This window comes from Brevundimonas albigilva, assembly GCF_023503965.1.
Taxonomy (GTDB): domain Bacteria; phylum Pseudomonadota; class Alphaproteobacteria; order Caulobacterales; family Caulobacteraceae; genus Brevundimonas; species Brevundimonas albigilva.
The window spans coordinates 1,403,326-1,419,213 of sequence record NZ_CP097298.1; the positions used below are offsets into that span (position 1 = coordinate 1,403,326).

Below are 15,888 nucleotides of genomic sequence, written 5' to 3' on the forward strand. Positions count from 1 at the left end.
CCGTCAGGCCGCCTGGCGGGTTCCGCCCATCAGCATGGACAGGATCTGACCCAGGGCGCGCGGCAGGGTCGGCTCGGGCCACGACCTGGTCGACCATGCCCTTCTCCTGCAGATATTCCGCGCGCTGGAAGCCCGGCGGCAGCTTCTCGCGGATGGTGGCCTCGATCACGCGCGGGCCGGCGAAGCCGATCAGGGCGCCCGGCTCGGCCAGGTGCACGTCGCCCAGCATGGCGTAGGAGGCCGTGACCCCGCCGGTCGTCGGGTCGGTCAGAACCACGGCGTAGGGCAGGCGGGCGGTCTTCAGTTCCTCGATGGCCAGGGTGGTGCGCGCCATCTGCATCAGCGACAGGGCGCCCTCTTGCATGCGCGCGCCGCCGGCGGCGGTGAAGCACACCAGCGGCGCCTTGCGCGACATGGCCTCGCGCGCGGCCTTGATGAAGGCCTCGCCCGCCGCCATGCCCAGCGAGCCGCCCATGAAGGTGAAGTCCTGCACGATCACGACCGCGTCCTGGCCGCCCACGGCGCCGACGCCGATGGCCATCGTGTCCTTGCGGCCCGCCGCCTTGCGCGCGGCGTTCAGACGGTCCTTGTACGGCTTGCCGTCCGAGAATTTCAGCGGGTCCTCGGGCACGTCCGGCGTGTCGATCGCCTCATAGCGGCCGTCGTCGAAGGTGAAGCGCAGCCGCGTGGGCGCGTCGATCCGCATATGCCGGCCCGACGGCGTCACCCACAGCGAGGCCTCCAGGTCCGAGCGATACAGCATCTCGCCCGTGTCCGGATCCTTGACCCACAGATTGTCCGGGGTCTCCCGGCGCGAGACGATCTTGCGGACGCCTGGCGCGAAGCGGCTCAGCCAGCCTCCGCGCTTTTCCTGTTGCGGCTTGTTCTTGTCGACCATGGCTGGCCCTTTAGACGGTTTCCGCGACGGACGCACTAGAGGCCGCGGACCGAACCGCGTCGCCCAGCGCCTTGACCTTGGCCAGAACGCGCGGCGCGACCGCTTCGTTCGCCTCCAGGGCCGCGGCGACCTCGTCCACCAGGGCCGAACCCACGACCACGGCGTCGGCGACGCGGGCGATCTCGGCGGCGCGTTCTGGCGTCTTGACGCCGAAGCCGACCGCGACGGGCAGGCCCGAGGCGCGCCTGACCCGCTCCACCGCCGGAGCGACGGCGGCCGCCTCGGCTTCCTTGACGCCGGTGACGCCCGCGACCGAGACATAATAGACGAAGCCCGACGTGCCCTGAGCGACGACCTTCAGGCGCGCGTCGTCAGACGTCGGCGTGGCCAGGCGGATCAGCGACAGGGACGCCTTGTCCAGCGCCTCGACCAGCGGCGCGGCCTCTTCGGGCGGGCAGTCCACCACGATCACGCCGTCGACGCCGCAGGCGGCCGCCCGCTGGGCGAAGGCGTCATAGCCCAGGTTCTCTATCGGGTTCAGATAACCCATCAGGATGACGGGGGTGTCGGCGTCGCCCTGGCGGAAGGCGCGCGCCAGTTCCAGCGTCGCGCCCAGGCCGAAGCCGGCCTTCAGACCGCGCAGCGCCGCCTTCTGGATCGGCGGCCCCTCGGCCATCGGATCGCTGAAGGGAAAGCCCAGTTCGATGATGTCGGCCCCGGCTGCGGGCAGGCCCTTCAGGATGTCCAGCGCCTGGTCGCCGTCGGGGTCGCCGCCCATCACATAGGCGACGAAGCCGGCGCGGCCTTCGGCCTTCAGGGCGTTGAAGCGGGCGTCGATGCGGGCGGTGGTCATTGCGGCTCGGAGGCTGGAGGCGTGGCGGAAGGCGCGGACGCGCAGACGTCGCCGGGCACGGCGGCGAAGGCCAGATAGCCGGGCTCGGTCCCGGTCGTCGGCTTGTCCTGGTCGTAGAAGGCCAGCATCTGCAGGCCGTCGCAGCCGCCGGCCTCTCGCCGCCGGATGAAGATCACCCGATTGTCGTCGCCGTCCGCCGGAAGCCAGCCCAGCGCCTGGAACCTGGCGAAATAGGCGTCGCCCAAGCCCCCGATCGCCGACAGGGGCGCCGTGACGCAGAAGGCGATGTTGGAAAGTTCCGGTCGCGGCCCGCAGTCCGGGGCGGCCGTCGCCCCCGGCAGGACGAGGTCGGCGGCCGTCGGCTGGGCTTCCGCTGGCGGGCTCTGCGTCGATTGGGCCAACGCCGCCGCCGGGGTCGGCGAGGCGGCGGAAAGGGTCAGAGCGGCCAGCGCCGCCAGGGTCTGGATCACAGTTCGACTCCCAGATGACGGGCGACCTGGAAGATGTCCTTGTCGCCCCGGCCGGACATCAGAAGCACGACGTCGCCGCCCTTGCCGACTTCGCGCGCGACCTCGCCCGTGCGCGCCAGGGCGTGGGCCGGCTCCAGCGCCGGGATGATCCCCTCCAGCTTGGAGCACAGCTGGAACGCCTCCAGCGCCTCGGCGTCGGTCGCCGAACGGTACTCGGCCCTGCCGATGTCGTGCAGCCAGGCGTGCTCGGGGCCGATGCCCGGATAGTCCAGGCCCGCCGAGATCGAATGCCCTTCGACGATGTTGCCGTCGTCGTCCTGAAGCAGATAGGTGCGGTTGCCGTGCAGCACGCCGGGCCGGCCGCCCTTCAGGCTGGCCGCGTGGTCGGGCGTGTCCAGGCCGTAGCCCGCCGCCTCGACCCCGACCAGGCGCACGCCCTCGTCGCCGATGAAGGGATGGAAGGCGCCGATGGCGTTCGATCCGCCGCCGATGCAGGCGACGACCGCCTCGGGCAACTTGCCCATCTGGGCCTGCGACTGGGTCTTGATCTCCTTGCCGATCACCGACTGAAAGTCGCGCACCATGGCCGGATAGGGCGCGGGGCCGGCCGCCGTGCCGATGATGTAATAGGTGTCGGCGACATTGGTCACCCAGTCGCGCATGGCCTCGTTCATCGCGTCCTTCAGGGTCGCGGCGCCGGCCGTGACGGGGAAGACCTCCGCGCCCAGCAGACGCATGCGGAAGACGTTGGGCTGCTGACGCTCCACGTCCACCGCGCCCATATAGACGGTGCAGGGCAGGCCGAAGCGGGCGGCCACCGTGGCGGACGCCACGCCGTGCTGGCCGGCGCCGGTCTCGGCGATGATCCGGGTCTTGCCCATGCGTCGGGCCAGCAGGATCTGGCCCATGCAGTTGTTGATCTTGTGCGCGCCCGTGTGGTTCAGGTCCTCGCGCTTCAGCCAGATGTTCGCGCCGCCGAAATGCTGGGTCAGGCGCTCGGCGAAATACAGCGGGCTCTCGCGGCCGACATAGTGGGTCAGAAAGCCGTCCAGCTCGGCCTGGAACGCCGGGTCCGCCTTGGCCGCGGCGTAGGCCGCGTCCAGTTCATGGATCAGCGGCATCAGGGTTTCGGCGACGAACCGGCCGCCGTAGGGGCCGAACCGCCCCTCCGCATCGGGCCAGGCGTAGGTGTTGGGCAGGATGGCGTTCACGGCTTCAGCTTTCACGCAGGGGACGAAATCCCGGGGAGGCGGCGTAATTACGTCCGGCGCGCGTTTTGGATGAAGGCCGCGATCCGGCCGGCGTCCTTAACACCCGGCGCGCTTTCCACGCCAGAGGACACATCCACCATCGGCGCGCCGGTGATCCTGAGCGCCTCGCCGACATTGTCAGGATTCAGCCCCCGCCAGGAACCACGGATGGCGAAACACCCGGTCGCCCAGCAGGGTCCAGTCGAAGCGGTGTCCGACGCCGCCCGGCAGCACGGCCCCCTCGGGCGGCTTGGCGTCGAACATCAGGTGATCGGCGTGATAATCCCATTCGTCGGCGGCGGCGAAGTCGTCTCCACGCCGGATCGGCAAGGCCTTGATCATCCCCGCGCCCGTCACGGCGCGCGCCCGCTCGGCGCGGACGGGCGTTTCGGCCCCGTGCAGCTGGATGAAATCCGGCTTCAGCGTCCGCGCGATCTCGTCAAGCAGGGCGTCCTCGGCGTCGACCGTCACCGCCACGATCTTCGCCCGCCCGCGCGCCCGCTCGAACAGCCTGGCGGCCCTGTCCGGCACGATGTGGCGCGGGCTTTGCGGAAACACCACCGCCCCGACGAAATCCGCCCCCGCATCCAGGGCGGCGTCCAGCGTTTCCGGCGTCGTCAGGCCGCAGATCTTGATCGCCGTCATACCGAAATCACCTCGACACCCGTCAGCCTGGCCGCCGTCGCAGTCTCATCGCCGAAAGCGTAAGCCACGACATGCTGGACATGGCCGTCAAGATAGCCGTCGGGCGTGCGAAATCCATCAGGGCCGATACAGGTCCGCGTCCGGATCGGTCTCGCCCCGCACCGCCCGTCCGACCACTTCGGAGGCGATCACCGAATAGGTGATGCCGTTGCCGCCGAACCCCATGACGGCGTGGACATGCTCCATGCCCTTCACCGGCCCGATCTGCGGCAGGCCGGTCTGGCTTTCGCCGAAGGCGCCCGCCCAGGCGTAATCGACTTCGAAGTCCACGTCGGGCAACAGCCGGCGCAGCTTGCGCGTGATCGTCTCGCACTTGCGTTTCAGCTTCGCCTTGTCCTGGTGCGCGGTCGCCGAGGGCTCGTCCTCGCCGCCGACGATCAGCCGCCCGTCGCGCCCATGCGAAAATAGAGGTACGGATCGGACGCCTCCCAGACCAGGGTGTCGCGCAGCCAGGCCGGGCATCGCATCCGGGGCCTGGACGCCATCGCCCAGGTCGAGATCACCTTGGCGCCAGGCGTCGGCACGCCCTTGGGGAATTCGTAGCCGCAGCAGAAGACGACCGTCCTGGCCCGCACGGCGTGGCCCGCGTCGGTCAGCAGGGTGACGCCTTCGGGATCGCCGACCGCTTCCAGCACCTCGACCGGGGAATGGATCCTCGCGCCGTTTTCGCCTGCGCGCCGCAACAGCCCAGCCGCCAGCCGGGCCGGATCGCCGCTGGCGGATCCTTCCGAAAGGATGGCGCCGGTGCGCGCCATGTCGAAGCGGTCGCGCAACTCCGCCGGCGGGACGAAGCGGCTTTCCAGCCCGATCGCCGCCCGGGCTTCGGCCTCGGCCTCCAGCGCTCGTCGACCGTAGTCGTCGCCCGCCAGATAAAGCGTCCGCTTGGGCTTGAGTCCGCAGCGGATTCCTTCATCCGACACGATCCGCTCCAGCGCCTCGACCGCCGCCCGCGACCGGAGATAGGCCCGGCGCGCCTTCGCCGTGCCGATCCGTTCGGCAAGGGCGTTCAGCGGCAGGTCGATCTCCCACTGCAGCAGGGCGGTGGAGGCGATGGTGGAGCCCATCAGCGGCGGCCGCCGATCCAGCACGGCCACCGAATGATCGCGGGCCAGTTCGTGGGCCATGAAGGCGCCGCTGATCCCCGCGCCGACGATGGCGACATCGACCGCGATCGCCTGGGTCAGCGGGCGCGTCCTGACGCCCAGCCCCGGGCTGTCCGCCCAGAGCGAGCGCCCCGTTCGCAGATCCCTCTTGGTGGTGGCCCCGGCCATGATCGCTCCCCTCCAGCGGAGCCATAGATCATCAGGGAGCGGTCGGTTCCGTGAAGATCGAACCGATTTCTTCCGGCGTCAGCAGCCGCCACTGGCCGGGCGCCAGGTCGGGCGGCAGGGTCAGCCCGCCCATACGCTCGCGGTGCAGCGCCTCGACATGGTTGCCGACGGCCGCGAACATGCGCCGCACCTGGTGATAACGGCCCTCGGTCACGGTCAGCAGCGCCTCGGTCGGCGACACCACCTCCAGCGCGGCGGGGGCCAGGGGCTTGTCCTCGCCTTCCAGAACCAGCTCGCCCGAGGCGAACAGGGCGGCTTCCGTCCCGACCAGCGGTCGCGCCAGCGCGGCGCGATAGACCTTGGCCACATGACGGCGGGGCGAGATCACCCGGTGCAGCAGGTCGCCGTCGTCGGTCAGCAGCAAGAGCCCCGTGGTCTGCTTGTCCAGCCGTCCGATGGTCGAGATGGCCGGATCGCGCCTGCGCCACCGGTCGGGCAGGATGTCATAGACCAGCGCGCCCTCTTCCTTGTGCGAGCACGTCATGCCCAGCGGCTTGTTCAGCATCAGCACCAGGCCCGGAACGGGGTCCAGCGGCTCGCCGTCGATGTCCATCCGCGACGGCAGGTCGGGGGTGACCGCGATGCGTTTCGACACGTCCGTCAGGTCCGCGCCGTCCAGCACGACGCCGCCGGCCTTGGCCATGCGCGCCATCTCCGCGCGCGAGCCATAGCCCATCGAGCCGAGCAGGCGATCGACGCGAGAGGTCGGAATTTTTCTCATGCGCTATCGCCCTGCGGGCTGCTTGGGCGCGGTCACTTCACCGCCTCGAACAGCTTGTAGCCGCCGGCGTCCGCGACCAGCCGAACCCGCGTGAACGCCGCGTCAAGTTCGGCCTCATAGGGCAGGTGCCGGTTGGCGACGATCCAGGCCGTTCCGCCCTTCTTCAGCAGCTCCGCCGCCTTCCTGACAAAGGCCTGGCCCAGCCGACGGTCTTCGGCGCCCCCGTCGTGGAAGGGCGGATTGCTGACCACGAAATCCTTGTCGCCCCGCGCCTCCAGCGTGCGCGCGTCGGACCACCACACCTTGGCGCGGGCGTCCTCGATGTTGCGGCGGGCGGCCTGGATGGCGCGGCGGTCCAGATCCACCAGCTTCAGCTTCGTGACCTCGGGCGAGCGCAGCACCACCGTCGCCAGGGCGCCGTAGCCGCAGCCCAGGTCGACGCCTTCCCCCTTCATCGGCGGCAGGTGGTCGGCCAGCAGGGCGGTGCCCGGGTCGATCCGGTCCCAGGCGAACACGCCCGGCTGCGACCAGGCCTCCAGCCCCGGCACGATCTGCGGGCCGCCCGCCTGGATCGCCGCCTGGATCGCCGCGTCCAGTCCATCGGCCGTCCGGGGGCGGATGACGACGCAGCGCCGGTGGTGCGCCTTGGCCGTCTCGGCGACCTCGACCCCGAAGGCCTTCAGCTCCTTGCCCAGCCGCGAACCGCCCTTGTCCTTGGGGGCCATGACGTCCAGTCGCCCGCCGGCCTTGAGCGCTCGCAGCGCCAGCGCCAGGACGTAGCGTCGTTCCAGCACGCCCGGCGGCGCGTAGATCATCACGGCGTCCGCCGATCCGGGCGCCTGCGCCTCCAGGGCGGCCGACTCCGGGATCAGCGGCGAGGTCTGGGTCGCGTCGCCGGGCGGGTCGAACACCGCCGGCGGCCGGCCGTACAGCAGCACGGTCATCTCAGAATCCGGCCTGCAGCAGCGCCAGGCCCGCCACGCCGACCACGATCCGCCACCAGGCGAACGGGGCGAAGCCGCGTCGCGACACGAAGTCCAGCAGGAAGCGCACCACCGCCAGGGCCGAGACGAACGCCACCAGGAAGCCTACGACGATCAGGCCGATGTCGCTGAAATCCAGCACCGCCCGGTTCTTGAACAGGTCGTAGGCCACCGCCGCGCCCATGGTCGGCAGGGCCAGGAAGAAGCTGAACTCGGCCGCCGACCGCTTGTCGGTCTTCAGCAGCAGTCCGCCGGCGATGGTCGCGCCCGAGCGCGACACGCCGGGAATCATCGCCAGGCACTGGAACAGGCCGATCAGGAAATAGACCCGCATCGGATAGGCGCTGGCGTCCAGCCACCGGGGCCGCTTGTCCATCCGGTCCAGCGCCAAAAGGATCACCCCGCCGACGATCAGGGCGACGCAGATGACCTGGGGCGTCTCGAACAGCACCGTCTTGATGAAGTCATAGGCCAGAAAGCCGATCACCACCGCCGGGGCGAAGGCGACCAAAAGGCCGATCAGGAAGCGGCGGGCCTCGGGGTCGAACGGCCAGCGCGTCGCAAGCGTCCACAGCCGGCGGAAATAGACGCTGACGATGGCCAGCAGGGCGCCCAGCTGGATGACGATCTCGAAGGTCTTGCCGGCGCTCTCGAAGCCCATGAAATGGCCCAGCAGAAGCATGTGGCCGGTGGAGGACACCGGAATGAACTCGGTCAGTCCCTCGACCAGACCCAGAATGATCGCCGCAAGCCAGTCCGACATGAAGATCCCGCTGAAGACCGGGATCAGTTCGCGCCCGGTTCGGGCCCCACATAGCGCATGCGCGCCCGGATAGGCGAGCCGTCGATGACCTGGTCCAGCGCATGGGCGATCAGGCCGATCAGCCGACCCAGCATCAGAAGATCGCCCGCGCCCGTCGGTCCCAGCTCCAGGCGACGCGAGATCAGCGCCAGCGCCAGGCCGAAGTCCGCCTTGCGGCCGCTGGCCCTCTCGCCCTCGGTCCTTATCGCCGCCAGCTCGTCGCCCAGGTCCGCCGCCTTCAGCAGCGCCGCGGCGCGCGGATCGTCGGGCGTGACGTTCCAGCCGCCGAAGCCGGGAGGCGAGCCCCTGAGCGCGATCCACCGCCGCGCCGCCTCTTCGGGATCGCGCCGCGCTTCCCCGACATAGGCCACGACATCGTCGAGCGCGCCCAGGACCGAGCCTTCCAGCGTCGTCAGGCCCGCCAGGACGGCCCCGGCCAACGGGGCGCCGCCGGCCGCCGCGGTCCGGGTCGCCAGCACGGCGTCGCTCAGCCCCGCCTCGGCGCCCAGGATCAGGGCGCGGCGGAGCAGATGGCTGTCGCGCTCGGGCGCCTTCAGGCCCCGCGCCAGGCGCTGGTGGAAATAGAGGCGCGGCCCCGGGCCGGAGACGCTGTCGACCACTTCGTTCAGCAGCGCGCCGGCCTCGCGCTTGAGGCTGGGGACATCGTGGGCGCGCATGGACCGATCCTCGGTCAGGCGCCGCCCCAGCACCGCCAGGATGCGCCGGCGCGTGGCCCCGCCGACGATCGGATCGATGCGCGGCTTGAGCCCGGCGAAACAGTCGTCCGGCCGCGCGTCCCACAGCCGGCGCGCCACATCCTCCACCGTCGCCTGTTCGGCCAGCTGGATGGCGTCCAGGCCGCGATAGAACAGGCGCCCGCCCGCGAACAGCGAGACCGAGGAGGTCAGGTCCGCCTCGCCCCGCGCCGCGGCGCCCTGCGCCGGTCGGGCCGTCGCGGCGTCTTGCGTGTCCGCGCCGCACAACCGCGCCACGTCGGCGGCCGCGTAGAGGCTTCGCCTGGGATGCGCGGGGTCCGGCCGGGCGGCGATGCGGCCCCGGCTGACGTAGGCGTACAGCGTCTGCGCCTTGACGCCCAACCGTGTCAGGGCCTCGTGGCGGTCGATCCAGCGCCGATCCTCGTCCATGGCGTTCGCCCCCGTGATCGAATGACGGGAAACGACATAGCGGCGTTTTATGTCTTTAACCCTAACGCGCGCGCGGCGTCGGTTGGCTTTCGACGGCGATTGCGCGACAAGGTCGAGACCATGACGACGCCCGCCCCCTCGACGACGCCCATCTCGCCACGCGGCGGATCACCCGGCTGTCCGTCGCCGTCGCGGTGGTGCTGATCGCGCTCAAGGCCTTCGCCCTGGGCGCCTCCGGTTCGGTCTCCATCCTGGCCAGCCTGGCCGATTCCGCCCTGGACCTGGCGGCGTCCCTGGCGACATTCTTCGCCGTGCGATGGGCCGCCGCCCCGCCGGATTCCGAACATCGCTACGGCCACGGCAAGGGCGAGGCCTTGGCCGCCCTGGTCCAGGCCGGGCTGGTGTTCGCCTCGGCCGTCTTCATCGGCTGGGAGGCGTTGCAGCGGGTGATGGACCCCCGTCCCGTCACCGCCGGCGCCTGGGCGACCGGCGTGGTCGTCGTCTCGATCCTGATCACCGCGGGCCTGGTGGCGATGCAGACGCGCGCGCTCAGGAAGACCGGCTCCCTGGCCGTCGCGGGCGACCGGGCGCACTACGCCGCCGATCTGGCCGCCAATGCGGTGGTGCTGGTGGGGGTGGTCTCGGGCGCCTTCCTGGGCGCGCCGGGGCTGGACGCCGCGGCCGGCCTGGTGGTCGCGGTCTGGCTGTTCTGGGGGGCGGTCGGAATGCTGCGCGCGGCGGCCGACCACCTGCTGGACCGGGCCACGCCCGCGGAGGACCTGGCCGCCATCACGCGCGCCGTGCTGGAGGACCCGCGCATCTCGGGGGTGCACCAGCTGCGCACCCGCATGGCGGGTCAGGTGATGATGATCCAGATGCACGTCGACCTGGATCCCGCCCTGACGCTGGAGGCCGCCCACGCCATCGTGGTCGAGGCCGAGACGCGGGTGCTCAGCCATTATCCGACAGCCGGCATCCTGATCCACGCCGATCCGCGCGGCGTGGGCCAGGCCCACGGCGGCGTCCATGCCGAGGCGCCGGCCGAACACCGGGACGTGGCGCCGCCCGAGCCCGACGTCCCCGTCGAAGCGGTCCAGGCGCCCGCCGCGCCGAAGGGGCCGTGGTCCTGACGCGGTAAACGCGCGTTTAACGGGTGTCGGCGCATCTAGCGACGATGGCCCAGCCCTGCGTTCTCTATCATTTCGCCTTCCATCCCGCTTCGCGCGCCGCGCGCCTGGCGCTGGGAGAGGCGCGCATCGACTGGACCGACACCCCCGTCCGGCCCTGGGAGCCGGACTGTCCCCTGGGCGCGCTGAATCCGTCGGGCATGCCGCCGGTGATCCAGACCGCGGACCGGGGGCGCGACCTGACGCTGTGCGAACTGCCGGCGATCCTGGGCTGGATCGAGGACCAGCAGAAATCCCCCTGCTGCTGTCCGCCGACGTCGCCGAACGGGCCGAGGCGCGCCGCCTGACGACCTGGTTCGAGAGCCGCTTCACCGACGAGGTCGACGCCGTCCTGCTGCACGAGCGGATGGAAAAGCCCCTGCTCAAGCTGGGCCCGCCGGAGGCCCGCGCCCTGCGCGCCGGGCGCGACGCCCTGAAAGGCCACCTGGCCCTGCTGGACGACATGGCCGGGGCGCGCGACTGGCTGGCCGGACGCCGGCTCAGCCAGGCCGATCTGATCGCGGCGGCCCACCTGTCCGTGCTGGACTATTTCGGCGAGGTGTCCTGGGGCGGCTGGCCCGCGCTGAGGACCTGGTACAGCAAGATCAAGTCGCGCCCCTGCTTCCGTCCCCTCCTGGCCGACCGCTTCATCGGCGTCGCCCCCGCTGCGACCTACGCCGACCTCGACTTCTGACCCCCGCTTAGGCCGCCCCCTTCAGGCAGCCCAGGCGTTCGGCCTGTCCGTCTCCACGCGGAAGCGGGCGACCAGGTCGGCCAGGCGGTCCGCCTCCTGGCTGAGGGCCTGGTTGGCGGCGGTGGTCTGTTCGACCATGGCCGCGTTCTGCTGGGTCGTCTGATCCATGTGGTTCACCGCCGTATTGATCTCGGCCAGGCCCACGGCCTGTTCGCGGGCGGAGGCGGCGATCTCGGCCGCAAGGCCGTTGATCTGGGCCACCTGGCCGATCAGGGCGGTCAGCGCGCCGCCCGTGCGCGCCACCAGGCGCGCGCCTTCGCCCACGCTGGCGCTGGAGGCGCCGATCAGGGTCTTGATCTCCCTGGCCGCCTCGGCCGAGCGCTGGGCCAGGGCCCGCACCTCGGACGCCACCACGGCGAAGCCGCGGCCGGCCTCGCCCGCGCGGGCCGCCTCTACCCCGGCGTTCAAGGCCAGCAGATTGGTCTGGAAGGCGATCTCGTCGATCACGCCGATGATCTCGCCGATGCGGCCCGAGGTGGTCTCGATCTCGCTCATGGCGGCCGTGGTCTCGGCGATGATCTGCTCTCGCGCCTCGGCGCCGGAGCGGGCCTCGGCGGTGATGGCGGCGGCCGACTGGGCGCCCTCGGCGGTCTTCTTCACCGTGACGGTGATCTGGTCCAGGGCGGCGGCGGTCTGTTCCAGGCTGGCGGCCTGGCGTTCGGTGCGGCGCGACAGGTCGTCGGTGGCGGTCGTGACCTCGGCGGTGCCCGCGCGCATGGCCTGGACCAGGTCCACGATGTCGCCCATCGTCTGGCCCAGGGCGTCCATCGCGGCGTTGTAGTCGTCCTTCAGCTGGCGGCTGCGCGCGACGAAGTCGACGCGGATGCGATGGGTCAGGTCGCCGCGCGCCAGACAGGCCAGGCCTTCGCCCAGCGCCGCCACCACGACGGCGTCCTCTTCGGCGATCCGGTGACGCTCCTGTTCGGCGGCGATGCGGTTGGCCTTGGCCGTCTCGCGCAGGGCCTCGGCCTCGGCCTCCATCTCCACGCGCTTGACGGCGGCGTCGCGGAACGAGGCCACGGCGCGGGCGATCTGCCCGATGTCGTCGCTGCGTCCGGCCCAGGGCACGCTGATCTCGAGCCGTCCCTGCTGCAGCGCCTCCATCCGTCGCCGCAACTCGCCCAACGGCGCAAACATCCGCCGCGAGAGATAGAGGCACGCGCCCAGCACGACCAGCGACACCACGGCCCCGACGCCGAACAGCGCCATCATCGTCTGGTTCACCGTGGCCATGAAGTCGGCCTCGGGGATGCCGACGTAAAGCACGCCGACGACGGCGCCCGAGGCGTCCTTGATCGGGTCGTAGGCGACGAAATAGGGCTTGCCCAGGATGTCCGCCCGGCCGCGATAGGCGCGGCCGTCGCGCAAGACGGCGTCGTACACGGGCCCGGGCTTGAGCTTGGTGCCCACGGCGCGCGAGCCGTCGTCCTTCTTGACGTTGGTGGTGATGCGGGTGTCGCCCTGGAAGACGGTGGCGGTGCCGCCCACCAGGGTCTTGATCCGGTCCACCGGCTCGACCAGGCCGTTCAGCGGCGTGAAGCCGACATAGAGCCGCCCGTCGCGGGCCGAGAACTCCGAGCCGTAGTCGCCCAGCACGTCCCAGGCCACGCGCATGTTGGCGTCCTGCCGCTCGGCGGCCATCAGCCGCGCGTCCCTGGCCATCATCCAGCCGGCGACGATCATCAGCGCCAGGGCCACGGTCCCGACCGACGCGACGACCATCAGCGCCGTCTTGTTGGCCAGGGAAAGAGATCGAAACATCATGCGCTGGCCCGGTCGGCGATTCGTCGCCCATCGTGCCCGCGAACGGTTAAGAAGCGCCGAAACCCGCTAGATCAGGGTTTTCAGCCGATACAGGGTCTCCAGCGCCTCACGCGGGGTCAGGGCGTCCGGATCCAGATCCCGCAGCGCCGCCTCGGCCGCCGACGGTCCGCGCGGCGGCTCGGGTTCGGCGACGGCGAACAGGGGCAGATCGTCCAGGCGGGCGGCGGCGGCTTTTCACCCTCCAGCCGCTCCAGCACCGAGCGGGCGCGCGCCACCACCGGGGCGGGGACCCCGGCCAGCTTGGCCACCTGCACGCCATAGGACCGGTCGGCCGCCCCCGGCGCCGCCTCGTGCAGGAAGACCAGTTCGCCGTTCCACTCCCGCGCGACCATCGACAGGTTGCAGACGTGGTCCAGCCGCGTCTCCAGCTGGGCCAGCTCGTGATAGTGGGTGGCGAACAGGGTGCGGGCGCGGTTGGCTTCGTGCAGGGCCTCGGCGGTGGCCCAGGCGATGGCCAGGCCGTCATAGGTCGCCGTGCCGCGCCCGATCTCGTCCAGCACGACGAAGCTGCGGTCCGTCGCCTGGGTCAGGATGGCGGCGGTCTCGACCATCTCCATCATGAAGGTGGAGCGGCCGCGCGCCAGATCGTCGCCGGCGCCGACGCGGCTGAACAGCCGGTCCACGACACCCAGCCGCATCGACCGGGCCGGCACGAAGGCGCCGGCCTGGGCCAGGATCACCAGAAGCGCGTTCTGGCGCAGGAAGGTCGACTTGCCGGCCATGTTCGGCCCGGTGACGATGGCCAGCCGGGCGCAATCGGCGCCGGACCCATCCAGCCGGGCGTTGTTGGGGGTATAGGGATCGCCCGCCGCCTTGACCGCCGCCTCGACCACCGGATGGCGCCCGGCCTCGACGGCGAAGACCAGGGTGTCGTCCACGACCGGCCGGGTCGCGCCGACCTCCTGGGCCCATTCGGCCAGGGCGGCGTGGGCGTCCAGTTCGGCCAGGGCCTCGGCGACGGCCTGCAGCGGCTGGGCCAGGCGCGCGGCCTCGCGCCGCCAGCCCTCGAACGTCTCGCCCTCGATGGCCAGGGCGCGGTGGCCCGCCTGGCTGATCCGGGCGTCCAGTTCCGACAGTTCGACGGTGGTGAACCGCACCTGGCTGGCCAGGGTCTGACGGTGGATGAAGGGACTGTCCGGCCCGGCCCGCAGCAGGCCTTCCGCCGCCTTGGCGCTGGTTTCCAGGAAATAGCCCAGCACGGCGTTGTGCTTGACCTTGAAGGCCACGCCCGCCTCGGCGGCGGCGCGCGCCTCCAGCTCGGCGATCACCTTGCGGCTGTCGTCGCGCAGGGTCCGCGCCGCATCCAGCTCCGGCCGATAGTCCGGCCGCACGAAGCCGCCGTCGCGCGCCAGGTGAGGCGGCTCCTCGACCAGCCCCTCGGCCAGGTCGATCATCAGGCGCGATATGTCCGGGCTCAGCGTCAGCCGGTCCAACGCCAGGGCGATGCGGCGCGGCTGTCCGGTCAGGGGGTCCACCTGTCCGATGAACAGGCCGGCGACGCCCTCGGCGATGGTCAGGCCGGCGCGCACGGCGGCCAGATCGCGCGGCCCCCCGCGCCCCAACGCCAGCCGCCCGACCGCGCGGGCGATGTCCGACGACGCCTTCAGCCCTTCCCGCAGATCGCGGCGCAGGGTGCGTCGTTCCAGCAGCCACTCGACCGCGTCCAGCTGTTCGTTGATCGCCAGCGGATCGCGCAGCGGCCGGGCGATCCGCTCGGCCAGCGCCCGCGCCCCGCCCGAGGTGACGGTGCGGTCGATGCAGGCCAGCAGCGATCCCTCGCGCTCGCCCCTCTGGGTGCGGTCGATCTCAAGGCTGGCGCGGGTGGCCGGGTCGATGGCCAGGAAGCCGCTTTCGCCGGACCGGCGCGGCGGCGACAGGGCCGGAACCTTGCCCGCCTGGGTCGTCTCCAGATAGGCGGCGATCAGGCCCAGGGCGGAAACCTCGGCCTCCTCGAAGGCGCCGAAACCGTCCAGGGCCGCGACGCCGTAAAGCCGCTCGACCCGCGTGCGCGCCGCCTGCGGCTCGGCGATGGCGGCCGCCAGGGCCTGGACCACGCCGCCGGAACCGTTCAGCGCGTCGCGCGTCGCCTCGTCCGAGAACATCCGGTCGGTGACCAGCACCTCGGACGGGCGGAAGGCGGCCAGGGCCGCGGCCAGGTCGTCGGGCGCGCAGGCGACGCAGTCCACCGCCCCGGACGACAGCTCCACCACCGCCACGGCCGCCCGACCGCGCCTCACGGCCGCCGCCGCCAGACGGTTGGCGCCGCGCGCGTCCAGCAGCGAATCCTCGGTCAGGGTGCCCGGCGTCACCACCCGCACCACGCCGCGCTGGACCACGGCCTTGGATCCGCGCTTCTTGGCCTCGGCGGGGTCTTCCAGCTGCTCGCAGATGGCGACCTTGTGCCCCAGGCGGATCAGCCGGGCCAGATAGCCGTCCATCGCATGGACCGGCACCCCGGCCATCGGAATGTCCTCGCCCTGGTGCTTGCCCCGCTTGGTCAGGGTGATGCCCAGGGCCGCCGCCGCGACCTCGGCGTCCGTGAAGAACAGCTCGTAGAAGTCGCCCATGCGAAAGAACAGGATGGCGTCCGGTTGGCTCGCCTTGGCCGTCAGATACTGCGCCATGAATGGCGTCGCGCCCTCCAGCGAGGCGGCGATGTCGGACGGGGGACCGGAGGGCGGGAAGGCGGGCGCGTTCATGTGGCGTCAGGGTGACGGATCGCAACGGTCGTCTCAAGCCCGATCCGCCGCTCTTGCACAGGCATCTTGGCCCTGCGATAGGCCGCGTCAGGCGGTTTAGGGAACGCGGTCGAACACCGCGGCTGTGCCCGCAACTGTAGGCGGCGAGCGTGTCGTCCGTCCGGGGTCCGCCCCGGCGCCACTGGGAAACTGGGAAGGCGAGGACGCGACGTGGAGACCCGCAAGCCAGGAGACCTGGCCGCCGACGTCGCTCGTCCGCTGTCCGGGACCAGACAGGGGCGCGGGGA

The 15,888-nt window shown here is 71.4% G+C and carries 11 protein-coding genes, 4 pseudogenes and 1 riboswitch; of the genes and pseudogenes, 2 read left to right on the top strand and 13 right to left on the bottom strand.

Features of this window, described 5'->3' with window-relative positions; genetic code table 11:
* Positions 1 to 3 precede the first annotated feature (3 nt).
* The 11 genes and pseudogenes from MU852_RS07330 to MU852_RS07380 all read right to left on the bottom strand — a co-directional run bounded on the left by MU852_RS07330 (position 4) and on the right by MU852_RS07380 (position 9,158).
* Positions 4 to 898, bottom strand: a pseudogene (locus MU852_RS07330) (acetyl-CoA carboxylase carboxyltransferase subunit beta).
* 10 nt (positions 899 to 908) lie between these two features.
* The gene (gene trpA, locus MU852_RS07335; protein ID WP_249751637.1) at positions 909 to 1,751 is read right to left on the bottom strand and encodes a tryptophan synthase subunit alpha; all 843 of its coding nucleotides are present in this window, start codon (positions 1,749 to 1,751) and stop codon (positions 909 to 911) included.
* Positions 1,748 to 2,221, bottom strand: coding sequence for a hypothetical protein (locus MU852_RS07340; RefSeq protein WP_249751638.1), 474 nt, complete (start codon positions 2,219 to 2,221; stop codon positions 1,748 to 1,750). Before MU852_RS07340 ends, trpA begins: the two co-directional genes overlap by 4 nt.
* Positions 2,218 to 3,432: a tryptophan synthase subunit beta gene (gene trpB / locus MU852_RS07345; RefSeq protein ID WP_249751885.1), complete on the bottom strand. Its 1,215-nt coding sequence runs from the start codon at positions 3,430 to 3,432 to the stop codon at positions 2,218 to 2,220. Before trpB ends, MU852_RS07340 begins: the two co-directional genes overlap by 4 nt.
* Before the next feature lie 47 nt (positions 3,433 to 3,479).
* A pseudogene (locus tag MU852_RS07350) lies at positions 3,480 to 4,116 on the bottom strand (phosphoribosylanthranilate isomerase).
* A gap of 117 nt (positions 4,117 to 4,233) precedes the next feature.
* Positions 4,234 to 4,638, bottom strand: a complete 405-nt coding sequence (locus tag MU852_RS07355) for an NAD(P)/FAD-dependent oxidoreductase (protein WP_249751639.1) — start codon at positions 4,636 to 4,638, stop codon at positions 4,234 to 4,236.
* Positions 4,554 to 5,447 (bottom strand): NAD(P)/FAD-dependent oxidoreductase, encoded by an 894-nt coding sequence (locus MU852_RS07360; RefSeq protein WP_249751640.1) that lies wholly within the window; start codon positions 5,445 to 5,447, stop codon positions 4,554 to 4,556. Before MU852_RS07360 ends, MU852_RS07355 begins: the two co-directional genes overlap by 85 nt.
* A gap of 31 nt (positions 5,448 to 5,478) precedes the next feature.
* Complete coding sequence (locus tag MU852_RS07365; protein ID WP_249751641.1) at positions 5,479 to 6,228, bottom strand: 16S rRNA pseudouridine(516) synthase; 750 nt, start codon at positions 6,226 to 6,228, stop codon at positions 5,479 to 5,481.
* A gap of 32 nt (positions 6,229 to 6,260) precedes the next feature.
* Entirely contained in the window at positions 6,261 to 7,172 is a 912-nt protein-coding gene (locus tag MU852_RS07370) for a class I SAM-dependent methyltransferase (RefSeq protein ID WP_249751642.1), read from the bottom strand.
* Between the two features lies 1 nt (position 7,173).
* A complete protein-coding gene (locus tag MU852_RS07375; RefSeq protein ID WP_249751643.1) occupies positions 7,174 to 7,974 on the bottom strand; it encodes an undecaprenyl-diphosphate phosphatase in 801 nt (266 codons plus the stop codon).
* 23 nt (positions 7,975 to 7,997) lie between these two features.
* A complete protein-coding gene (locus MU852_RS07380; protein ID WP_249751644.1) occupies positions 7,998 to 9,158 on the bottom strand; it encodes a citrate/2-methylcitrate synthase in 1,161 nt (386 codons plus the stop codon).
* A 98-nt stretch (positions 9,159 to 9,256) separates the two neighbouring features.
* On the opposite strand from MU852_RS07380, the gene MU852_RS07385 reads away from it, so the two are divergent.
* Together MU852_RS07385 and fzlA are read left to right on the top strand one after the other, a co-directional pair.
* Complete coding sequence (locus MU852_RS07385) at positions 9,257 to 10,288, top strand: cation diffusion facilitator family transporter (protein WP_430641215.1); 1,032 nt, start codon at positions 9,257 to 9,259, stop codon at positions 10,286 to 10,288.
* Between the two features lie 44 nt (positions 10,289 to 10,332).
* Positions 10,333 to 11,018 (top strand): annotated as a pseudogene (gene fzlA, locus MU852_RS07390) (FtsZ-binding protein FzlA).
* Positions 11,019 to 11,039: 21 nt separating this feature from the next.
* Here the strand turns inward: fzlA and MU852_RS07395 are convergent.
* Positions 11,040 to 12,842: a methyl-accepting chemotaxis protein gene (locus tag MU852_RS07395; protein ID WP_249751646.1), complete on the bottom strand. Its 1,803-nt coding sequence runs from the start codon at positions 12,840 to 12,842 to the stop codon at positions 11,040 to 11,042.
* 66 nt (positions 12,843 to 12,908) lie between these two features.
* A pseudogene (gene mutS, locus MU852_RS07400) lies at positions 12,909 to 15,601 on the bottom strand (DNA mismatch repair protein MutS).
* Between the two features lie 98 nt (positions 15,602 to 15,699).
* Positions 15,700 to 15,837, top strand: a riboswitch (cobalamin riboswitch).
* The last annotated feature ends 51 nt before the right edge of the window (positions 15,838 to 15,888 follow it).

Coding starts and splice junctions, on each gene's coding strand:
- MU852_RS07355 (WP_249751639.1), bottom strand. CDS start 4,638: ATGCCCGGCCTGGCTGCGCGACACCCTGGTCTGGGAGGCGTCCGATCC.
- MU852_RS07375 (WP_249751643.1), bottom strand. CDS start 7,974: ATGTCGGACTGGCTTGCGGCGATCATTCTGGGTCTGGTCGAGGGACTG.
- trpA (WP_249751637.1), bottom strand. CDS start 1,751: ATGACCACCGCCCGCATCGACGCCCGCTTCAACGCCCTGAAGGCCGAA.
- MU852_RS07365 (WP_249751641.1), bottom strand. CDS start 6,228: ATGAGAAAAATTCCGACCTCTCGCGTCGATCGCCTGCTCGGCTCGATG.
- MU852_RS07395 (WP_249751646.1), bottom strand. CDS start 12,842: ATGATGTTTCGATCTCTTTCCCTGGCCAACAAGACGGCGCTGATGGTC.
- MU852_RS07370 (WP_249751642.1), bottom strand. CDS start 7,172: ATGACCGTGCTGCTGTACGGCCGGCCGCCGGCGGTGTTCGACCCGCCC.
- MU852_RS07380 (WP_249751644.1), bottom strand. CDS start 9,158: ATGGACGAGGATCGGCGCTGGATCGACCGCCACGAGGCCCTGACACGG.
- MU852_RS07360 (WP_249751640.1), bottom strand. CDS start 5,447: ATGGCCGGGGCCACCACCAAGAGGGATCTGCGAACGGGGCGCTCGCTC.